At 72.6% G+C, this 15,774-nt stretch carries 14 protein-coding genes; 5 read left to right on the forward strand and 9 right to left on the reverse strand.

Going from position 1 to position 15,774, the window contains the following annotated elements; genetic code table 11:
* The first annotated feature begins 45 nt into the window (after positions 1–45).
* From argS to EIY87_RS37890, 3 genes are read left to right on the forward strand one after another with little or no spacing between them, the layout of a single operon-like run.
* Positions 46–1,767: an arginine--tRNA ligase gene (gene argS, locus EIY87_RS37880; RefSeq protein ID WP_125314752.1), complete on the forward strand. Its 1,722-nt coding sequence runs from the start codon at positions 46–48 to the stop codon at positions 1,765–1,767.
* An 11-nt stretch (positions 1,768–1,778) separates the two neighbouring features.
* A complete protein-coding gene (locus EIY87_RS37885; protein ID WP_125314753.1) occupies positions 1,779–2,168 on the forward strand; it encodes a PPOX class F420-dependent oxidoreductase in 390 nt (129 codons plus the stop codon).
* Positions 2,165–2,449: a putative quinol monooxygenase gene (locus EIY87_RS37890; RefSeq protein ID WP_125314754.1), complete on the forward strand. Its 285-nt coding sequence runs from the start codon at positions 2,165–2,167 to the stop codon at positions 2,447–2,449. Before EIY87_RS37885 ends, EIY87_RS37890 begins: the two co-directional genes overlap by 4 nt.
* Here EIY87_RS37890 and EIY87_RS37895 read toward each other — a convergent pair.
* Positions 2,419–3,018 (reverse strand): TetR/AcrR family transcriptional regulator, encoded by a 600-nt coding sequence (locus EIY87_RS37895; protein WP_125314755.1) that lies wholly within the window; start codon positions 3,016–3,018, stop codon positions 2,419–2,421. The two genes, EIY87_RS37890 and EIY87_RS37895, sit on opposite strands and share 31 nt — an antisense overlap.
* A gap of 62 nt (positions 3,019–3,080) precedes the next feature.
* Here EIY87_RS37895 and EIY87_RS37900 point away from each other — a divergent pair, with 62 nt between their 5' ends.
* Complete coding sequence (locus EIY87_RS37900; protein ID WP_125314756.1) at positions 3,081–3,794, forward strand: SDR family NAD(P)-dependent oxidoreductase; 714 nt, start codon at positions 3,081–3,083, stop codon at positions 3,792–3,794.
* 44 nt (positions 3,795–3,838) lie between these two features.
* Here the strand turns inward: EIY87_RS37900 and proB are convergent, their stop codons facing one another.
* From proB to EIY87_RS37925, 5 genes are all read right to left on the reverse strand, one after another.
* Positions 3,839–4,948 carry a glutamate 5-kinase gene (gene proB / locus EIY87_RS37905; RefSeq protein WP_125314757.1) on the reverse strand — a complete coding sequence of 370 codons (1,110 nt, stop codon included), beginning with the start codon at positions 4,946–4,948 and terminating at the stop codon, positions 3,839–3,841.
* On the reverse strand, positions 4,945–6,399 hold the full coding sequence (gene obgE, locus EIY87_RS37910; RefSeq protein ID WP_125314758.1) for a GTPase ObgE: 1,455 nt from the start codon (positions 6,397–6,399) through the stop codon (positions 4,945–4,947). Before obgE ends, proB begins: the two co-directional genes overlap by 4 nt.
* A gap of 107 nt (positions 6,400–6,506) precedes the next feature.
* Positions 6,507–6,764 (reverse strand): 50S ribosomal protein L27, encoded by a 258-nt coding sequence (rpmA, locus tag EIY87_RS37915; protein ID WP_086846674.1) that lies wholly within the window; start codon positions 6,762–6,764, stop codon positions 6,507–6,509.
* Positions 6,765–6,805: 41 nt separating this feature from the next.
* Positions 6,806–7,120, reverse strand: coding sequence for a 50S ribosomal protein L21 (gene rplU, locus EIY87_RS37920; RefSeq protein WP_125315034.1), 315 nt, complete (start codon positions 7,118–7,120; stop codon positions 6,806–6,808).
* Between the two features lie 163 nt (positions 7,121–7,283).
* The gene (locus EIY87_RS37925) at positions 7,284–10,604 is read right to left on the reverse strand and encodes a translation initiation factor IF-2 N-terminal domain-containing protein (RefSeq protein WP_125314759.1); all 3,321 of its coding nucleotides are present in this window, start codon (positions 10,602–10,604) and stop codon (positions 7,284–7,286) included.
* A gap of 538 nt (positions 10,605–11,142) precedes the next feature.
* On the opposite strand from EIY87_RS37925, the gene EIY87_RS37930 reads away from it, so the two are divergent.
* Entirely contained in the window at positions 11,143–12,570 is a 1,428-nt protein-coding gene (locus tag EIY87_RS37930) for a S8 family peptidase (protein WP_125314760.1), read from the forward strand.
* Between the two features lie 339 nt (positions 12,571–12,909).
* On the opposite strand, the gene EIY87_RS37935 is transcribed toward EIY87_RS37930, so the two are convergent.
* From EIY87_RS37935 to EIY87_RS37945, 3 genes are all read right to left on the reverse strand, one after another.
* Positions 12,910–13,740 carry an ABC transporter permease gene (locus EIY87_RS37935; RefSeq protein WP_125314761.1) on the reverse strand — a complete coding sequence of 277 codons (831 nt, stop codon included), beginning with the start codon at positions 13,738–13,740 and terminating at the stop codon, positions 12,910–12,912.
* Positions 13,740–14,546, reverse strand: coding sequence for an ABC transporter permease (locus EIY87_RS37940; RefSeq protein WP_125314762.1), 807 nt, complete (start codon positions 14,544–14,546; stop codon positions 13,740–13,742). The genes EIY87_RS37935 and EIY87_RS37940 overlap by 1 nt, the downstream gene beginning before the upstream one ends.
* 259 nt (positions 14,547–14,805) lie before the next feature.
* The gene (locus EIY87_RS37945) at positions 14,806–15,750 is read right to left on the reverse strand and encodes an ABC transporter ATP-binding protein (protein ID WP_125314763.1); all 945 of its coding nucleotides are present in this window, start codon (positions 15,748–15,750) and stop codon (positions 14,806–14,808) included.
* Positions 15,751–15,774: the final 24 nt, after the last annotated feature.

Genomic DNA, 15,774 nt, shown 5'->3' on the forward strand with positions numbered 1-15,774 from the left:
TCGCTACGCTGCGGGCTCCCCGACCCGAGCCGAAGGAGGGACACCGTGCACACCGCCGACGTTACCGAGGAGCTGGCGCGCCGCGTGGTGGCCGCCGCCGGCCGGGCGCTCGACATCGACCTGACGCCGGAGCAGGCGCTGGTCCAGGCGTCGCCGCGGGAAGGCGTCGACTACCAGGCGAACCTCGCGATGAGCCTCGGCAAGCGGCTCGGCCGCCCGCCGCGCGAGGTGGCCGGGCTGATCGCCGGGGTGCTGGAGCTCGACGGCATCGCGGAGCCGCCCGAAGTCGCCGGGCCGGGTTTCCTCAACTTCGCGCTGCGCAAGGAATGGCTGGAGACGCGCGTCGCCGCCGTGCTCGGTGATCCGCGGCTCGGCGTGCCGGAAACCGCGGCGCCACGGACGATCGCGCTCGACTACAGCAGCCCGAACGTGGCCAAGGAAATGCACGTCGGGCACCTGCGGACGTCGGTGATCGGCGACGCCCTCGCGCGCCTGCTGCGGTTCGCCGGCCACGAAGTGCTGCCGCACAACCACCTCGGCGACTGGGGCACGCCGTTCGGGATGCTCATCGAGCACCTGCTCGACGTCTCGGCCGGGCAAAGCGGCATCGCCGACCTCGACGCCTTCTACCGCGAAGCACGCCGGAAGTTCGACAGCGACGAAGCGTTCGCGACCCGAGCGCGCGAGCGGGTCGTCCTGCTGCAAGGCGGCGACGAAGCGACGCTGGCCGTCTGGCGGGAGCTGATCGCGGAGTCGACGAAGCACTTCAACGAGGTCTACGCGCTGCTCGGCATTTCGCTGACGGACAAGGACATCTACGGCGAGAGCTTCTACAACCCGTACCTCGCCGCGGTGGTCGACGACCTCGAGAAGGCCGGGCTGACCGAGATCAGCGACGGCGCGGTCTGCGTGTTCCCCGAAGGCTTCCGCAACCGCGAAGGCGACCGGCTGCCGCTGATCGTCCGCAAGCGCGACGGCGGTTACGGGTACGCCGCCACGGATTTGGCGACCGTCCGGTACTGGACGGCCGCACGCGGGGCGACCGACCTCCTCTACGTCGTCGGGGCGCCGCAGGCCCAGCACTTCGCGATGGTGTTCGCCGTCTGCCGCGCGGCGGGCTGGCTGACCGGGCACGCCGAGCACATCGGGTTCGGCACAGTCCTCGGCGCGGACGGCAAGACGATGCGGACCCGGTCCGGCGACACCGTCAAGCTGGCCGACCTGCTCACCGAAGCCGTGGCACAGGCCGCCGCGGTCGTCGCCGAACGCAGTGAGCTCGACGCGGCGGGCCAGGCCGAAGTAGCCCGCGCGGTGGGCATCGGCGCGGTCAAGTACGCGGACCTGTCCGGGGACCGCGAACGCGACTACGTCTTCGCCTGGGACCGGATGCTCGCCAAGGAGGGCAACACCTCGGTGTACCTGCAGTACGCGCACGCGCGGACGCGGTCGATCCTGCGGAAGGCCGGCGAGCAGCCCGGCGGCGCGGAAATCGTGCTGGAAGCACCGGCGGAACGGGCGCTGGCACTGAAACTGCTCCGGTTCGGCGAAGCGCTGAAGGCCGCGACGAACGGCTACGCGCCGCACAAGCTGTGCACGTACCTGTACGAGACGGCGGTCGCGTTTTCCCGGTTCTTCGAGGAATGTCCGGTCTTGAAGGCGTCTTCTCCGTCGCTGCGCGCGTCACGGCTCGGATTGACTACGCTGACTTCGCAAACGCTCGCGCTCGGGCTCTCGCTGCTCGGCATCGAAGCGCCCGACCGGCTTTAGCGGAGACCACCTTGGAACTGCCCGCCGACCTGCTCGCGTTGCTGCGCGAACCCAGCCTCTGCTTCCTGGCGACGTCGATGCCGGACGGCTCGCCGCAGCTGACCCAGACCTGGGTGGACACCGACGGGACGCACATCCTGGTCAACACCGTGCTGGGGCACCAGAAGCAGCGCAACATCGAGCGCGACCCGCGGGTGGCGCTCAACGTGGCCGACCGCGACCGGCCGTCGCGGTACTACGCGATCCGCGGGCGGGTCGTCGAAACGACCGAGGAAGGCGCCGTCGAGCACATCGAGGAGCTCGCGCAGCGCTACCTCGGCGGGCCGTACCCGTGGTGGGGCGGGCGGGACCAGACGCGGGTGCTGCTGACCGTCAAAGCGGATCGGATCACCCCATCATGATCATCATCGCCGGTTGGCTCGCCGTCGCGCCCGAAGCGCGGGCCGCCTACCTGGAAGGCTGCGCCGAAGCCGTGCGGCTGGCGCGGGAAGCGCCAGGCTGCCTCGACTACGCGCTGGGCGCCGACCTGCTCGACGCCGGCCGGATCACCGTGTACGAGCGCTGGGAGTCCGATGCGGACCTCGAGCGCTTCCGCGGGTCCGGGCCGTCGGACGAGCAGGCGGCGCAGATCCTCGACGCCTCGGTGGCGCGCTACCGCATCTCGGCGGTCGAAGCGCCGTGAGCCGCTAACAGCGTCACCAGTTCGTCGGCCAGGCCGCGGCCGATCGGCTCGCGCGTCGCCAGCAGGCGGTACCAGAGCACGCCGAACACGACGTCGATCACCGTGCCGGGAGCGACGCCCGCGGGCAGTTCGCCGCGCTCGCCGGCGCGGTCGACGATCGTGCCCAGCGCTTCGCGGCGGCGGTACAGGAAGTCCTCGCGGAACCGCTTGCCGAACTCCGGGTCGAGCTGCGCCTGCGCCATGAGCGCGCGCAGCGTGTCCGCGACCTGGTTCTTCTCCCCCAGTTCGAACGTGCTGTCCAGGAAGCGCCCGAGGTCGGCGCGGAACGACCCCTCGTCGGGGATCGGGATCTGCAAGTCGGCCTTCGTCGCGAGCGCGTCGAGCAGGACGTCGGCCTTCGACGGCCACCAGCGGTAGATCGTCTGCTTGCCGACGCCGGAGCGCGCGGCGATGCCCTCGACGGTCAGCGCGCCGTAGCCCGCCTCCGCGACCAGGTCGAGCGTGGCGGCGAGGATCGCCAGCCTGCTCTGCTCGCTGCGCTTGCGGCCGGGACGGGACTGGTCGGTCATGGGATCCGATGGTACCGTCGATTTCGAAACGAGACGTACCGGTTCGAAATGAGGAACAACGCATGAGCATCGCTCTCGTCGCCGGCGGCACTTCGGGCATCGGCCTGGCGACCGCGCGGCGGCTGCACCGGCAGGGCTACGACGTCCACGTCACCGGCCGCGGCAAGGAGCGCCTCGACGACGTCGCGGCGAGCGACCCGCAGCTGACCGGCCACCAGGCCGACGGCGGCGACGCCACGGCGATGGCCGCGCTGGCGTCGTCGCTGGGCACGGTCGACGTGCTGGTGGTGAGCCTGTCCGGCGCCGAAGGCATGGGGCCGATCGATTCGCTGGACCTCGAGGAGCTGCGGCGGGCGTTCGACGCGAAGTTCTGGGCGCACCTGACGACGGTCCAAGCCGTCCTGCCGCACCTGGCCGCCGACGGCTCGATCACGCTGCTCAGCGCGATCACGGCGCGGGCCGCGATGCCCGGGACAGCGGGGATCGGCGCCCTGAACGCGGCCGTCGAGGCGCTGGTCAAGCCGCTGGCGGTGGAGCTGGCGCCCCGGCGGGTCAACGCGGTCTCGCCGGGCGTCGTCGACACGGCTTGGTGGAGCGGCTTCCCGGCGGAGGTGCGGGAGGGGTTCTTCGCCCAGACGGCGGCTTCGATCCCGGCACGCCGGGTCGCGACGGCCGACGACGTGGCCGAAGTGGTCGCGCTGGCGGCGACGAACGCCAACCTGACGGGCACGGTCCTGGAAGCCGACGGCGGCGCCCGCCTGGTCTCACTGGGCTGAGGCTGTCCCGCACTTTCACGTGAAAGTGCGGGGCCTCGCGTGGGTCAGCGGCGCAGGGGGACCAGGTCGTCGGCGTGGACGACCTCGCGTCGCTGCTCCTCCGGGAGTTCCGGGGTGGAGCGGCCGATCAGGTCCGGGAGTTCCGTCGCGTCGAACGCCACCACCCCGCGGGCCACCGCGCGGTCCTTCGCGTCCACCAGGTCGACCACGTCGCCGGCCTGGAAGTCGCCCTCCACACCGGTGATGCCCGCCGCCAGCAATGACCTGCGGCGGCGGACCACCGCCGTCACCGCGCCGTCGTCCAGGCGGAGCCTGCCCGTCGTGTCGGCCGCGTAGCCGAGCCAGAAGCGGCGGGCGGACAGGCGGGTGTCCGCCGGGGCGAACGCCGTGCCGGGGGACGCCGTGGTCAGGGCGGCGGCGGCTTCCGAAGCCGCGGCCAGGAGGACCGGGATGCCCGCGCCCGCCGCGGTGCGGGCGGCCGCCAGTTTCGAGACCATGCCGCCCGTGCCGAGGCCGGAGCTGGACATGCCGACCGAGATTCCGTCCACATCGGACTCCGACAGGACTTCGGTCAGCTTGCGGGTGGCGCCCTCGCGGGGGTCTCCGTCGTACAGACCGTCCACATCGGACAGCAGGAGCAACGCGTCCGCGCCGATCAGGTGCGCCACCAGCGCCGCCAGGCGGTCGTTGTCGCCGAAGCGGATTTCCTCGGTGGCCACCGTGTCGTTCTCGTTGACCACCGGGACCGCGCCGAGGGCCAGCAGCCGCGAGAAGGTGCGCTGCGCGTTGCGGTAGTGGGAACGGCGAACGACGTCGTCGGACGTCAGCAGCACCTGACCGACCGTCAGCGAATACCGCCCGAACGATTCGGCGTAGGCGTGCGCCAGCGCCAGCTGGCCGACGCTCGCCGCCGCCTGCTGGGTCGCCAGGTCGCGCGGGCGCTTGCCGAGCGAGAGCGGGGCCAGGCCGGCGCCGATCGCGCCCGAGGACACCAGGACGATCTGGGTGTCGCGGGCGACGCGCTCGGCGATCGCGTCGACCAGCGCGTCCAGGCGGGCCACGTCGAGGCCGCTGCCCGCGGTGGTCAGCGCCGACGAGCCGACCTTGACCACCAGGCGGCGCGCCGCCGCGATGGCCTGCCTCGTGCCACTCACTCGCCGGCGTCCTGGTCGTCGAACTCGCCGGTGCCCTCGCGCCGGATGCGGCGGGCTTCCTTGCGCTCGGACGCGCCGACGCGGTCGGTGCGCTCCAAGCGGACGTCGGTGCCGCGCCCGGACAGGTGAACCGCCACCGAAGGCGTCGACGGCTCCCACTCGAACTGGACGTCGCCGATCGTGACCGGGCTGCCGGGCTTCGCGCCGAGCTTCGCCAGCTGCTCCTCGACGCCGAGGCGGTCCAGCCGGTCGGCGAGGTAGCCGACGGCCTCGTCGTTGGAGAAGTCGGTCTGGCGGATCCAGCGCTCCGGCCGCGCGCCGCGCACGATGAACGCGCCCTCTTCCTCCGGGTCGACCTCGACGGTGAACCCGGAGTCGTCGACCGCGAGCGGCCGCAGGACGATCTTCTCCGGCTCCAGCACCGGCTGCGCCTCGCGGTAGCGCTCGACGATCGACGCGAGCGCGAAAGTCAGCTCCCGCAGGCCCTTGCGGGACGCGGTCGAGACCTCGAAGACCTGCAGCCCGCGCGCTTCCAGCTCCGGCCGGACGAACTCGGCCAGCTCGGCCGCCTCCGGGACGTCGATCTTGTTGAGCACGACGACGCGCGGGCGCTCCTCGAGCTTGCCGCCCAGGCTCGGCGTGTACTTCGCGAGCTCGGCCTCCAGAGCGTCCACATCGGACAGCGGGTCGCGGCCGGGCTCGAGGGTGGCGCAGTCGACGACGTGCACCAGCACCGCGCAGCGCTCGATGTGGCGGAGGAAGTCGAGGCCGAGGCCCTTGCCTTCGGACGCGCCGGGGATCAGGCCGGGCACGTCGGCCATCGTGAAGACCGTGTCGCCGCCGGTGATGACGCCGAGGTTCGGCACGAGCGTGGTGAACGGGTAGTCGGCGATCTTCGGCTTGGCTGCGGACAGCACCGAGATCAGCGACGACTTGCCCGCGGACGGGAAGCCGAGCAGGCCGACGTCGGCGACCGAGCGCAGCTCCAGCGTCAGGTCGCGGCTCTCGCCCGGCTCGCCGAGCAGTGCGAACCCGGGGGCCTTGCGGGCCTTCGACGCGAGTGCCGCGTTGCCGAGGCCGCCGCGGCCGCCCTGGGCGGCGACGAACGTGGTGCCCGGGCCGATCAGGTCGGCGACCAGTTCGCCGTCTTCGGTGAACACGACGGTGCCGGAGGGGACCTTCATCACCAGCGACTCCCCCGCCGCGCCCGCGCGGTTGCCGCCCTGGCCGAGCTTGCCGTTGCCCGCCTTGGCGTGCGGACGGAAGTGGAAGTCGAGCAGCGTGTGCACGTTGGGGTCGACGACCAGCAGGACGTCGCCGCCGTTGCCGCCGTTGCCGCCGTCGGGGCCGCCGAGGGGCTTGAACTTCTCGCGGTGCACCGAGGCACAGCCGTTGCCCCCGTCACCGGCGGTCAGGTGGATGACCGCGCGGTCCACGAACCGGGACGCCATGACGTTGCCTCACTTCACTCGCTCTAAAGGGACTGCACAAAACAAACGAGGGGTGGCACCGGATATTCCGGCCCCACCCCTCGTCAGAGGTCTAGACAGAAGCCGAATCAGGCTTCCGACGGCACGATGTTGACCGTCTTGCGGCCACGCTTCTCGCCGAACTGGACCGCACCGGCGGCCAGGGCGAACAGCGTGTCGTCGCCGCCACGGCCGACGTTCACGCCGGGGTGGAACTTGGTGCCGCGCTGGCGGATGAGGATCTCGCCGGCGTTGACTTCCTGGCCGCCGAAGCGCTTGACGCCGAGGCGCTGCGCGTTCGAGTCACGACCGTTGCGGGAGCTGGACGCACCCTTCTTGTGAGCCATAGCTCAGTCCTCTTTCTGAAGAACGAAGATCCGGAGAAGAACTACTTGGAGATGGCGGTGACCTCGACGCGGGTCAGCTTCTGCCGGTGACCCTGGCGCTTGTGGTAGCCCGTCTTGTTCTTGAACTTGTGGATCCGGATCTTCGGACCCTTGGTCTGCTCGACGACCTTGCCGGTGACCGAGACCTTCGCCAACGCGTCGGCGTCCGTGGTGACCTCGCCACCGTCCACGAACAGCACGGCGGGGAAGGTGTGCTCGGTGCCCGGCTCGCCCTCGAGCTTCTCGACCTCGACGACGTCGCCGACGGCCACCTTGTACTGCTTGCCGCCGGTCTTGACGATCGCGTACGCCGACACGGAAGTCTCCTGCATTACTCGACAATGGGTGGGGGCCCGCGCGACCGGCCCACCCGAAAACTCAGGCGGTCCTGGACTCGCGCAGCGACCTGCTCTGGTGGCAGGCCGTACTACAGGTTACGTGGGGTGCCCCGGTGCGTTACCACCGGGGTCCCCTAGTCGTTCAGTTGCTCTGGTCCGAGGCGTGCACCGGCGGGCCCGCGGGCCGCGACGCCGCCCGGCGCGGACGGCGCCGGGTGGAACGCGCGGCCGGTTCGGGCACGCTGACCTCGGGTTCGGCGACCGGCTGAGCGGCCTCCGAAGACTCGTTGACCGGCTCCTCGGCCGGTTCCGGCGCGGACGACCGCTCGACCGCGGGCTCCTCGTCCTGCGGCACCGGGACCTCGTCCGCTTCGGTGGTCACCGGGGTGCCGGCGACCTCCTGGGCGGGCTCGGCGGGCGGCTCGGCCGTCACCGGCGTCTCGTCCGCCTCCGTGGTCGCCGGGACGTCCGCGACCTCCTTGGCGGGCTCCGGGACGTGCCCGTTCACGCCGTGGTCGTGGTCCTTGGCGGCCTTCGAGGCGTTCGCCATGGCCGCCACCGCCGACGCGATCGACTCGCGCTGCTCCGGCGACGGGACGGCGTGCACCTCGGCCTTGGCGGCTTCGGCCTGCTCCTTGGCGGCCTCCTCGCCCTTGCCGCGGCCGCGCGACCGGCGGGAGCTCTTCTCCCCGCCACCGCCGTTGTTGCCGCCGTTGCCGTTCCCTCCGTGGGAGTGGCCCGAACCGCCGCCCGTGCGCTGCACCTCGGTCGAGACGAGCACGCCCCGGCCCTTGCAGTGCTCGCACGGCGTCGAGAACGCCTCCAGCAGGCCGGTGCCGATCTTCTTGCGGGTCATCTGCACCAGGCCCAGCGAGGTGACCTCGGCGACCTGGTGGCGCGTGCGGTCCCGGCCGAGGCACTCGGTGAGGCGGCGCAGCACCAGCTCGCGGTTCGACTCGAGCACCATGTCGATGAAGTCGATGACGATGATGCCGCCGATGTCCCGCAGCCGGAGCTGGCGGACGATCTCCTCCGCGGACTCCAGGTTGTTGCGGGTCACCGTCTCCTCGAGGTTTCCACCCGATCCGGTGAACTTGCCGGTGTTGACGTCGATGACCGTCATCGCCTCGGTGCGGTCGATGACCAGGTAACCGCCGCTCGGCAGCCAGACCTTGCGGTCGAGCGCCTTGGTGATCTGCTCGTCGATCCGGTGGTCGGCGAACGCGTCACCGGTGCCGGTGTAGCGCTTGAGGCGGTCGGTCAGGTCCGGCGCGACGTGCCGGACGTAGGACTCGATGGTGTCCCACGCCTTGTCGCCCTGGACCTCGAGCTTGGCGAAGTCCTCGGTGAACAGGTCACGCACGACCTTGACCAGCAGGTCCGGCTCTTCGTAGAGCATGGTCGGCGCGCCGCCCTTGCGGTTCGACCCGGCGTCGGCCTTCTCCTTGATGACGTCCCACTGGGCCTTCAGCCGGTCGACGTCGCGGCCCAGCTCCTCCTCGCTGATGCCCTCGGAGGCGGTGCGGATGATCACGCCCGCGTCCTCCGGGACGATCCGCTTGAGGATGTCCTTGAGCCGGCGGCGCTCGTTCTCCGGCAGCTTGCGGGAGATGCCGGTGGCGCCGCCCGCCGGCACGTAGACGAGGAAGCGGCCGGGCAGCGAGATCTGCGTCGTCAGCCGGGCGCCCTTGTGCCCGACCGGGTCCTTGGTGACCTGGACCAGCACGGAGTCGCCGGTGGACAGCGCCTGCTCGATCTTGCGGGCCTTGCCCTCCAGGCCGGCGGCGTCCCAGTCGACCTCGCCGGCGTAGAGCACGGCGTTGCGGCCGCGGCCGATGTCGATGAACGCGGCTTCCATGCTGGGCAGCACGTTCTGGACGCGGCCGAGGTAGACGTTGCCGACGATGGAGCCGGAGCCCGACTGCGTCACGAAGTGCTCGACCAGCACGCCGTCTTCGAGCACGCCGATCTGCGTCGAGTCGCCCTTTTCGGCGACGACCATCGTGCGCTCGACCGACTCGCGGCGGGCGAGGAACTCGGCCTCGGACAGGATCGGGGCGCGGCGGCGGCCGGCCTCGCGGCCGTCGCGGCGGCGCTGGCGCTTGGCCTCCAGGCGGGTCGACCCGCGGACGCTGCGCACCTCGTCGCGCGCCGGGCGCTCGGACTGCTCGGCCTTGGCCTGGCGGACGTGCGTGACGGTGTTGGGCGGGTCGTCGGTGCCCTCGGCGTCGTCACCGTCCGAGCCCTTGCGGCGACGGCGGCGGCGACGGCGCTTGCTGCCGCCCTCACCCTCGTCGTCGCTGTCGGACTCCGCCGCGGGGCCGGCGGCTTCCTCGGCCTCTTCGGTGTCCGCTTCGGGCTTTTCGTCACCGTTGCGGCCGCGGCGGCGCGGCTGCTCTTCGGCCTGGTCGTCTTCGGTCTCGGTGCCTTCGTCGGTGCCGTCGGCGCCCTTGCCGCGGCCCCGGCCGCGACGGCCGCGGCGACGGCGACGGCGGCTGCCGCCGTCCTCGTCGTCACCTTCGGTGTCGGTGGCGGGGGTGGTGTCTTCCGCTTCTTCCGTGTCGGCGGCGGGCTCGGGCTCCGGGCGGAGCTCCGGCTCCGCGAACGGGTCGGCGGGCTTGCGGACCGGCTTGACGGCGCGCTCGGCCGGCTCCGGCGGCAGGAAGACCGGCGACGGCGCGGCGAACACCGGCAGGTGGGCGCGGGTCTTCTGGCGCGGGCGCGGCTTCTCGGCCTCGGCGACCGGGACCTCGGGCACCGGCGGGACCGCGGGGGTGGGCTGGGACTGGGGGTGGTTCTGGGTGGCGTCGCGGCCACGGCCGGTTCGGCCCTGGTCGGCGGGGCGGCCCTGGTCGCCGGAGCGGCCCTGGTCACCGGGGCGGCCCTGGTCGGCAGAGCGGCTCTGGTCGGCGCTGGCCCGGTCCTGGTCGGCGGAGCGACCCTGGTCGGCGGAGCGACCCTGGTCGCTGAGGCGGTCCTGGGCGGCTTCGCCCTGGGCAGGTCGCCGACCGGCGTCGGCGTCGCCGCGGCCGGTGGGCTGGCCCTGGTCTGCTTCGGCGCGGACGGGGGCCTGACCGGTGTCGCCCTGGGCTGATCGCTGACCGGTGTCGGCCTGGCCGGTGGACCGGTCCTGCTCGGCCTCGCCCCCGGTGGGGGTCTGGCCGGCGTGGGTCTGCGCGGCGGTGTCGCCGGGGCCGGTGTGCGGGGTCTCACCGGTGGCGGTCTCGGCCGGGGTGAAGGCCTCGGCCACCTTGAGGGCCACGTCCCTCGTCACGCTCGACTGTGCGCTGCGCACGCTTTCGCCCAGCTCGGCGAGCTTGGCGAGGATGTCCCGGCTGTGCGACTCGAGCAGCTTGGCCAGCGCGTGCACCCGGATCCGGGCGGGCAGGTCGGCCAGCGGGCCGCTCGTGGGTGTGGCGGGATTCCCGCCGGTGTGCTCGGCGGGTGTTTCCGCGTTCGACATGTTTCTCCTCCGCCCCCGGGCGCGTCTGCCGGTTCGCACCGGCAGGGACGCGGCCGCGCAGGGGCCCCTTTCTGTTCGTTCCGCCGTGGTGGTCACCAGCGGCGGGAATCCTTGCCCGACAACCGGGCGCCGCACCACCGCTTCCGGTGGGACGCAACCCGGTCAAAGGTCTGCTCGGCGGCGTGCGTGACCCACTCGCGGCCCCCGGGCCGCCCGCCACGTCGTCCAGCCGCCCGGTTCACGGGCGGCGACGCGCCGCGGGAGTTCATGCACATCACCGGGCCGAAACACCGCGGGCAGCACCTCTCACGTGCGCCCCGCGGCCCAGCGGCCACCCCGAGTATCCCACACCGGGTGACCACTCCGGTGTACTCGGTACCTCCCGCAGGCGTCCGGGCGCGCCGCGGGGGCCACCGGCCGGGCGAACTTGGCCGCAGCGCTTGTCCGCCGGGCACGGGGTGGCTACCGTGCGGCTCGGGGTGGCCGGATCGATCGCGCGCACCGGCACCCGCGGTACCTGCATCCGGTGGGAGGTCCGGTGTCCCTGCTGGCGCGGCCGCTGCGGGCGGCCGTGTGCACCGCCCTGGTGCTTTCGGGGTGCGTCACCGCCGGTCCGGCGGTGGCCGACGAGCCCGGCTGCGTCCCAGGGCGGTCACTGCGCTACGTCGTCACCTTCGACCGCGGCACCCCCGAGTCCACGGCTCGCGAGCGGATCACCGGCGCGTGCGGCGCCACCACCGTTTACTACCCGCAGATCGCCGTCGCGGTCGCGACCTCCGGTGACCCGGGCTTCGGCGCGCGGATCGGGCTCGACCGGGCGTTCAGCGCGCAGGCCGAGCGGCTGGCCGCGCAGCGCGCCACGGACCCGGTCAAACCCCAGCCCGCGCGGGCGGCACTCCCCCGGACCGATCCCGGGACGGTACCCACCGCCGACCTGAGCGCGCAGCAGTGGGACATGCGGATGATCAACGCGGACCGGGCGCACGGCTTCACCGGCGGCAGCCGCGACGTCGTCATCGGCGTGCTCGACTCCGGCGTCGACCCGGACCACCCGGACCTCGCCGGCGCGCTCGACCCGGACGACTCGGCCGGCTGCCTGACCGGCGCGCCCGACCGTGCGCCGGCGGCTTGGGCGCCGACGACGTCGGTGCACGGGACGCACGTGGCGGGCATCATCGCCGCGGCCGACGACGGGCGGGGCGTGACCGGTGTGGCGCCCGGGGTGCGGGTGGCGTCGGTGAAGGTGATCGACGACCGCGGCTACGCCGACCCCGAAGCCGCCGTGTGCGGGCTGATGTGGGCCGCGTCACGGCACATGCGGCTGACGAACAGCAGCTTCTTCGTGAACCCGTGGACGCTCTCGTGCATCCGCGGCAACGACCGCGGCGTGGTCCACGAGGCGCTGGCGCGCGCGGTGGAGTACAGCACGTCGGCGGGCACGCTGAACGTCGCGGCGGCGACGAACGAAGCCGTCGACCTGACGCCGTCGGCGCGGTCGGGCTCGCCGGGCGCGGGCAGCGGCTGCGAGGCCCTGCCGGCCGGGCTGCGGGACGTCGTCGCGGTGTCGGCCGTGGGTCCGGACCGGGTGAAGGCGGGCTACAGCTCGTACGGGCTGGGCGTGATCGACGTCACCGCGCCGGGCGGCGAGACGGGCGAGTGCGTCCTGTCGACCGTGCCGGGCGGGTACGCGCCGCTGTGCGGGACGTCGATGGCGGCGCCGCACGTCACCGGCGTGCTGGCGCTGCTGGCTTCCCGCGAGCCCGGCGCCCGCCCTCGGCAGCTGCGCCGGACGCTAGAAACGCAGGCGACGCCGATGGCGTGCCCGGCCGACTACGACCTGACCGGCGACGGCACGCAGGACGCGTACTGCGCCGGGTACGAGGGCTACAGCGGGTTCTACGGGCACGGGATGGCGGACGCGCTGGCGGCCGTCGCGCCGAAGGGGCGCCCGGACCCTGCCCGCTGATCGGCGTGGAGATCCGAACGGTTCACGACGCGGACGACAAGGTTCCGGCGAAGTCGGGCCGGCACGGCGAATTCGGCGGCGCATGCGTCGTGAACGACTCGTCGATGACGTCGCGGCGATGACATGAACGGGTCATTCATGTCGTCTGACGAGGTGAACGACCCTTTCATGACATCGGCCGGCCAAGTCGTGTCCGACCGGCCGGCCGGCGTGGGCGGTGACTGATGTGGCCGCTGGGCCTGGTGTCCTGGTTCCGGATGCCCGCCGGCCGGGAGCGTCGCCCGGCCGCGTGGTCTGCCCGGCGCCGCGGGGATGTCGTGCGCGACTTTGCCGGGATCCTCACGTCAGGAGCAGCTTCGCGATGCGGCGCGTCGACGCCCAGAGGCCCACCCCTCCCAGGAGCAGCAGGTACGCCAGGTTGATCAGCATCGAGCCGGACAGCAGGCCGGTCGCCAGGCCGCGCATCAGCTCGATCGCGTGGTAGAGCGGGAGGCAGCGGACCACCCACTGCAGCGGCTCCGGGTACACCGACAGCGGGAAGAACGTCGTCGCGAACAGGAACATCGGGGTCAGGCCCAGCTGGATGTAGTCGAACTGGGCCGTCGAACGCAGGAACGTCACCAGCGCCATGCCGATCGCCGAGAAGGCCAGGCCGACCAGCAGCGCCGCCGGGACCATCAGCAGGGCCCACCAGGACGCCAGCAGGCCCATCGCCGCCGCGATCGCCAGGAACGCCACCGCGTAGAGGCCGCCGCGGGTGATCGCCCAGCCGATCTCGCCGAGGGCCACGTCCAGCGGGCCGATCGGGGTGGCCAGCATCGCGTCGTACAGCTTGGCGTAGCGCAGCTTGAAGAACAGGTTGTACGTCGATTCGAAGACGGCGCCGTTCATCGCCGACGTCGCCAGCAGGGCCGGGGCCACGAACGCGACGTAGCTCATCGGGCGCCCGTCCGGGCCCGCGACTTCGTTGACGAGCGTGCCGAAGCCGAGCTGGAAGGCCAGCAGGTACAGGAACGGCTCGACCGCGCCGGACAGGAAGATCAGCCAGCTGCCGCGGTACACCATGACCGAGCGCTCGACGAGCATGCGCGCGCGGCCGGCGTACAGCCCGGGTGGCAGCACCCGCAGCAGCAGCCCGGCACGGCGCGGCGGGGCCTGGACGCTCACCATCAGACCACCAGCCTCCGGTAGAAGGCCCGGTGCGCGAACGCCCACCCGGCCGCGAACAACGCCGCCAGCACCGCGAAGTGGCCGAGCATCGCCCAGCCGCCGACGCCGCCGACGCTCACGCCGCGGGCCAGCTGCGTGCCGTGCCACAGCGGGGAAAGCCAGGCCAGCCAGCGGATCGCGGCCGGCAGCTGGGTGATCGGGAAGAACGTGCCGGAGAACAACGTCATCGGCATCACGACGAAGCGGAAGATCAACCCGAACCGCTGGCCCTCGTCGAACGTGCGCGCCGCCAGCGCGGCCATCGGCGTGGTGCAGGCGAGGCCGGTGACGGTGCCCGCGAGGATCACCAGCAGCACCCCCGGCCCGGTCCAGGCGCCGAAGAACAGCGCGACGAACGCGTAGATCGCGCCCGCCAGCGTCAGCCGCAGCGCCGACCAGATCAGGTGGCCGCCGAAGACCTGGCCCGGGGACACCGGGGTGGCCGTGACGGCCAGGTAGTCCTTCTGCCACTTGAACCCCGACAGCACGGGGTAGCTCGATTCGCCGACCGCCTGCTGCGCGGCACCGGCGGCGAGCAGGGCGGGCGCGATGTACTGGAGGTAGGTCAGGCCGCCGGTGACCGCGCCCGGGCGCACCTGCGAGCCGAAGCCGAGGCCCATCGCGGCGAGGAAGAGGACCGGTTGCAGGCCGGTGGAGTACAAAGTGGACACCCAGTGGCGGCGGTACCAGGTCCAGTAGCCCTCGACGCGCAGCCAGGCGCCGTGCCACTTGCCGACCACGCGGCCGGTCGATTCGACGGTGGTCACGGGCGCCGCCCGGGGGTTGCGGGGTGGCAGGGCGACGCGGCCGCCCGCGCGGAGGCATGAACCGGCGGGCGGCCGGCAGCGGCACGGGCCGCGTGGGTCGCCGCTCGGGGCGGGCGAGCCGGCACACCGCGAACGTCGGCCCCGGGAGCCAGGCGCGCCGGGCGGCCGGCAGCAGCACAGGCCGGCGCACCGGGAACGACGAAGGCGGCACCCGGCTCTGGGCAGCTCGCGGCCGGGTGGGTCGGCGAAAGGGTTCCCATCAGTCCACCAGCGTCCGGCCGGTCAACCGCAGGAAGACGTCCTCCAGCGAACTCCGGCGCACCAGGCTCGACAGCGGACGGACCCCGCGGGCGTGCGCGTGTTCCAGCGCCGCCTCGCCGTCGTCGCTGTACAGCAGCACCCGGTCCGGCAGGATCTCCACGCGCTCCGCCAGCCCTTCGACCTGCTGGGCCGCCGCGGCCTGCTCCCCCGACGTGAACCGCAGTTCGACGACCTCGCGCCTCGAGTAGCGCTTGATCAGCTCCGACGGCGAGCCCTCCGCCGCGATGCGGCCGTGGTCCATCACCACCAGCCTGTCGCAAAGCTGCTCGGCTTCGTCCATGTAGTGCGTCGTCACGATCAGCGTCGTGCCCTGCGCCTTGAGGCGGAACAGCCGGTCCCACAGCAGGTGGCGGGCCTGCGGGTCGAGGCCCGTCGTCGGCTCGTCGAGCAGCAGCAGCTCCGGGTCGTTGACCAGCGACCGCGCGATCGTCAGCCGCCGCTTCATGCCGCCGGAGAGCGGTTCGACCTTGTCGTCGGCGCGGTCCGTCAGCTGCGCGAACTCCAGCAGCTCCCCGGCTTTGCGCCGGGCAGCCGCCCGTGACAGGCCGAAGTAGCGGCCGTAGATCAGCAGGTTCTCCCGGACCGTCAGCTCGACGTCCAGGTTGTCCTGCTGCGGCACCACGCCCAGGCGCGCGCGGATGCGCGGCCCGGCGGTCTCCGGGTCGGCGCCGAGCACGCGCAGATCACCGTCGGTGCGTGGCGACACGCACGCGATCATCCGCATGGTCGACGACTTCCCGGCGCCGTTGGGCCCGAGGAAGCCGAACGCCTCCCCGCGCCGCACTTCGACGTCGATCCCGCGCACGGCCTCGAACCCGCCGAAGCGCTTCACGAGCGCTTTGGCCTGCACCAGTGCCGGTTCCCGGTCCTCCGATTCGTCCACCCCACGACCATACGAGCGGGCACC

Source organism: Amycolatopsis eburnea (assembly GCF_003937945.1).
Lineage (GTDB): Bacteria > Actinomycetota > Actinomycetes > Mycobacteriales > Pseudonocardiaceae > Amycolatopsis > Amycolatopsis eburnea.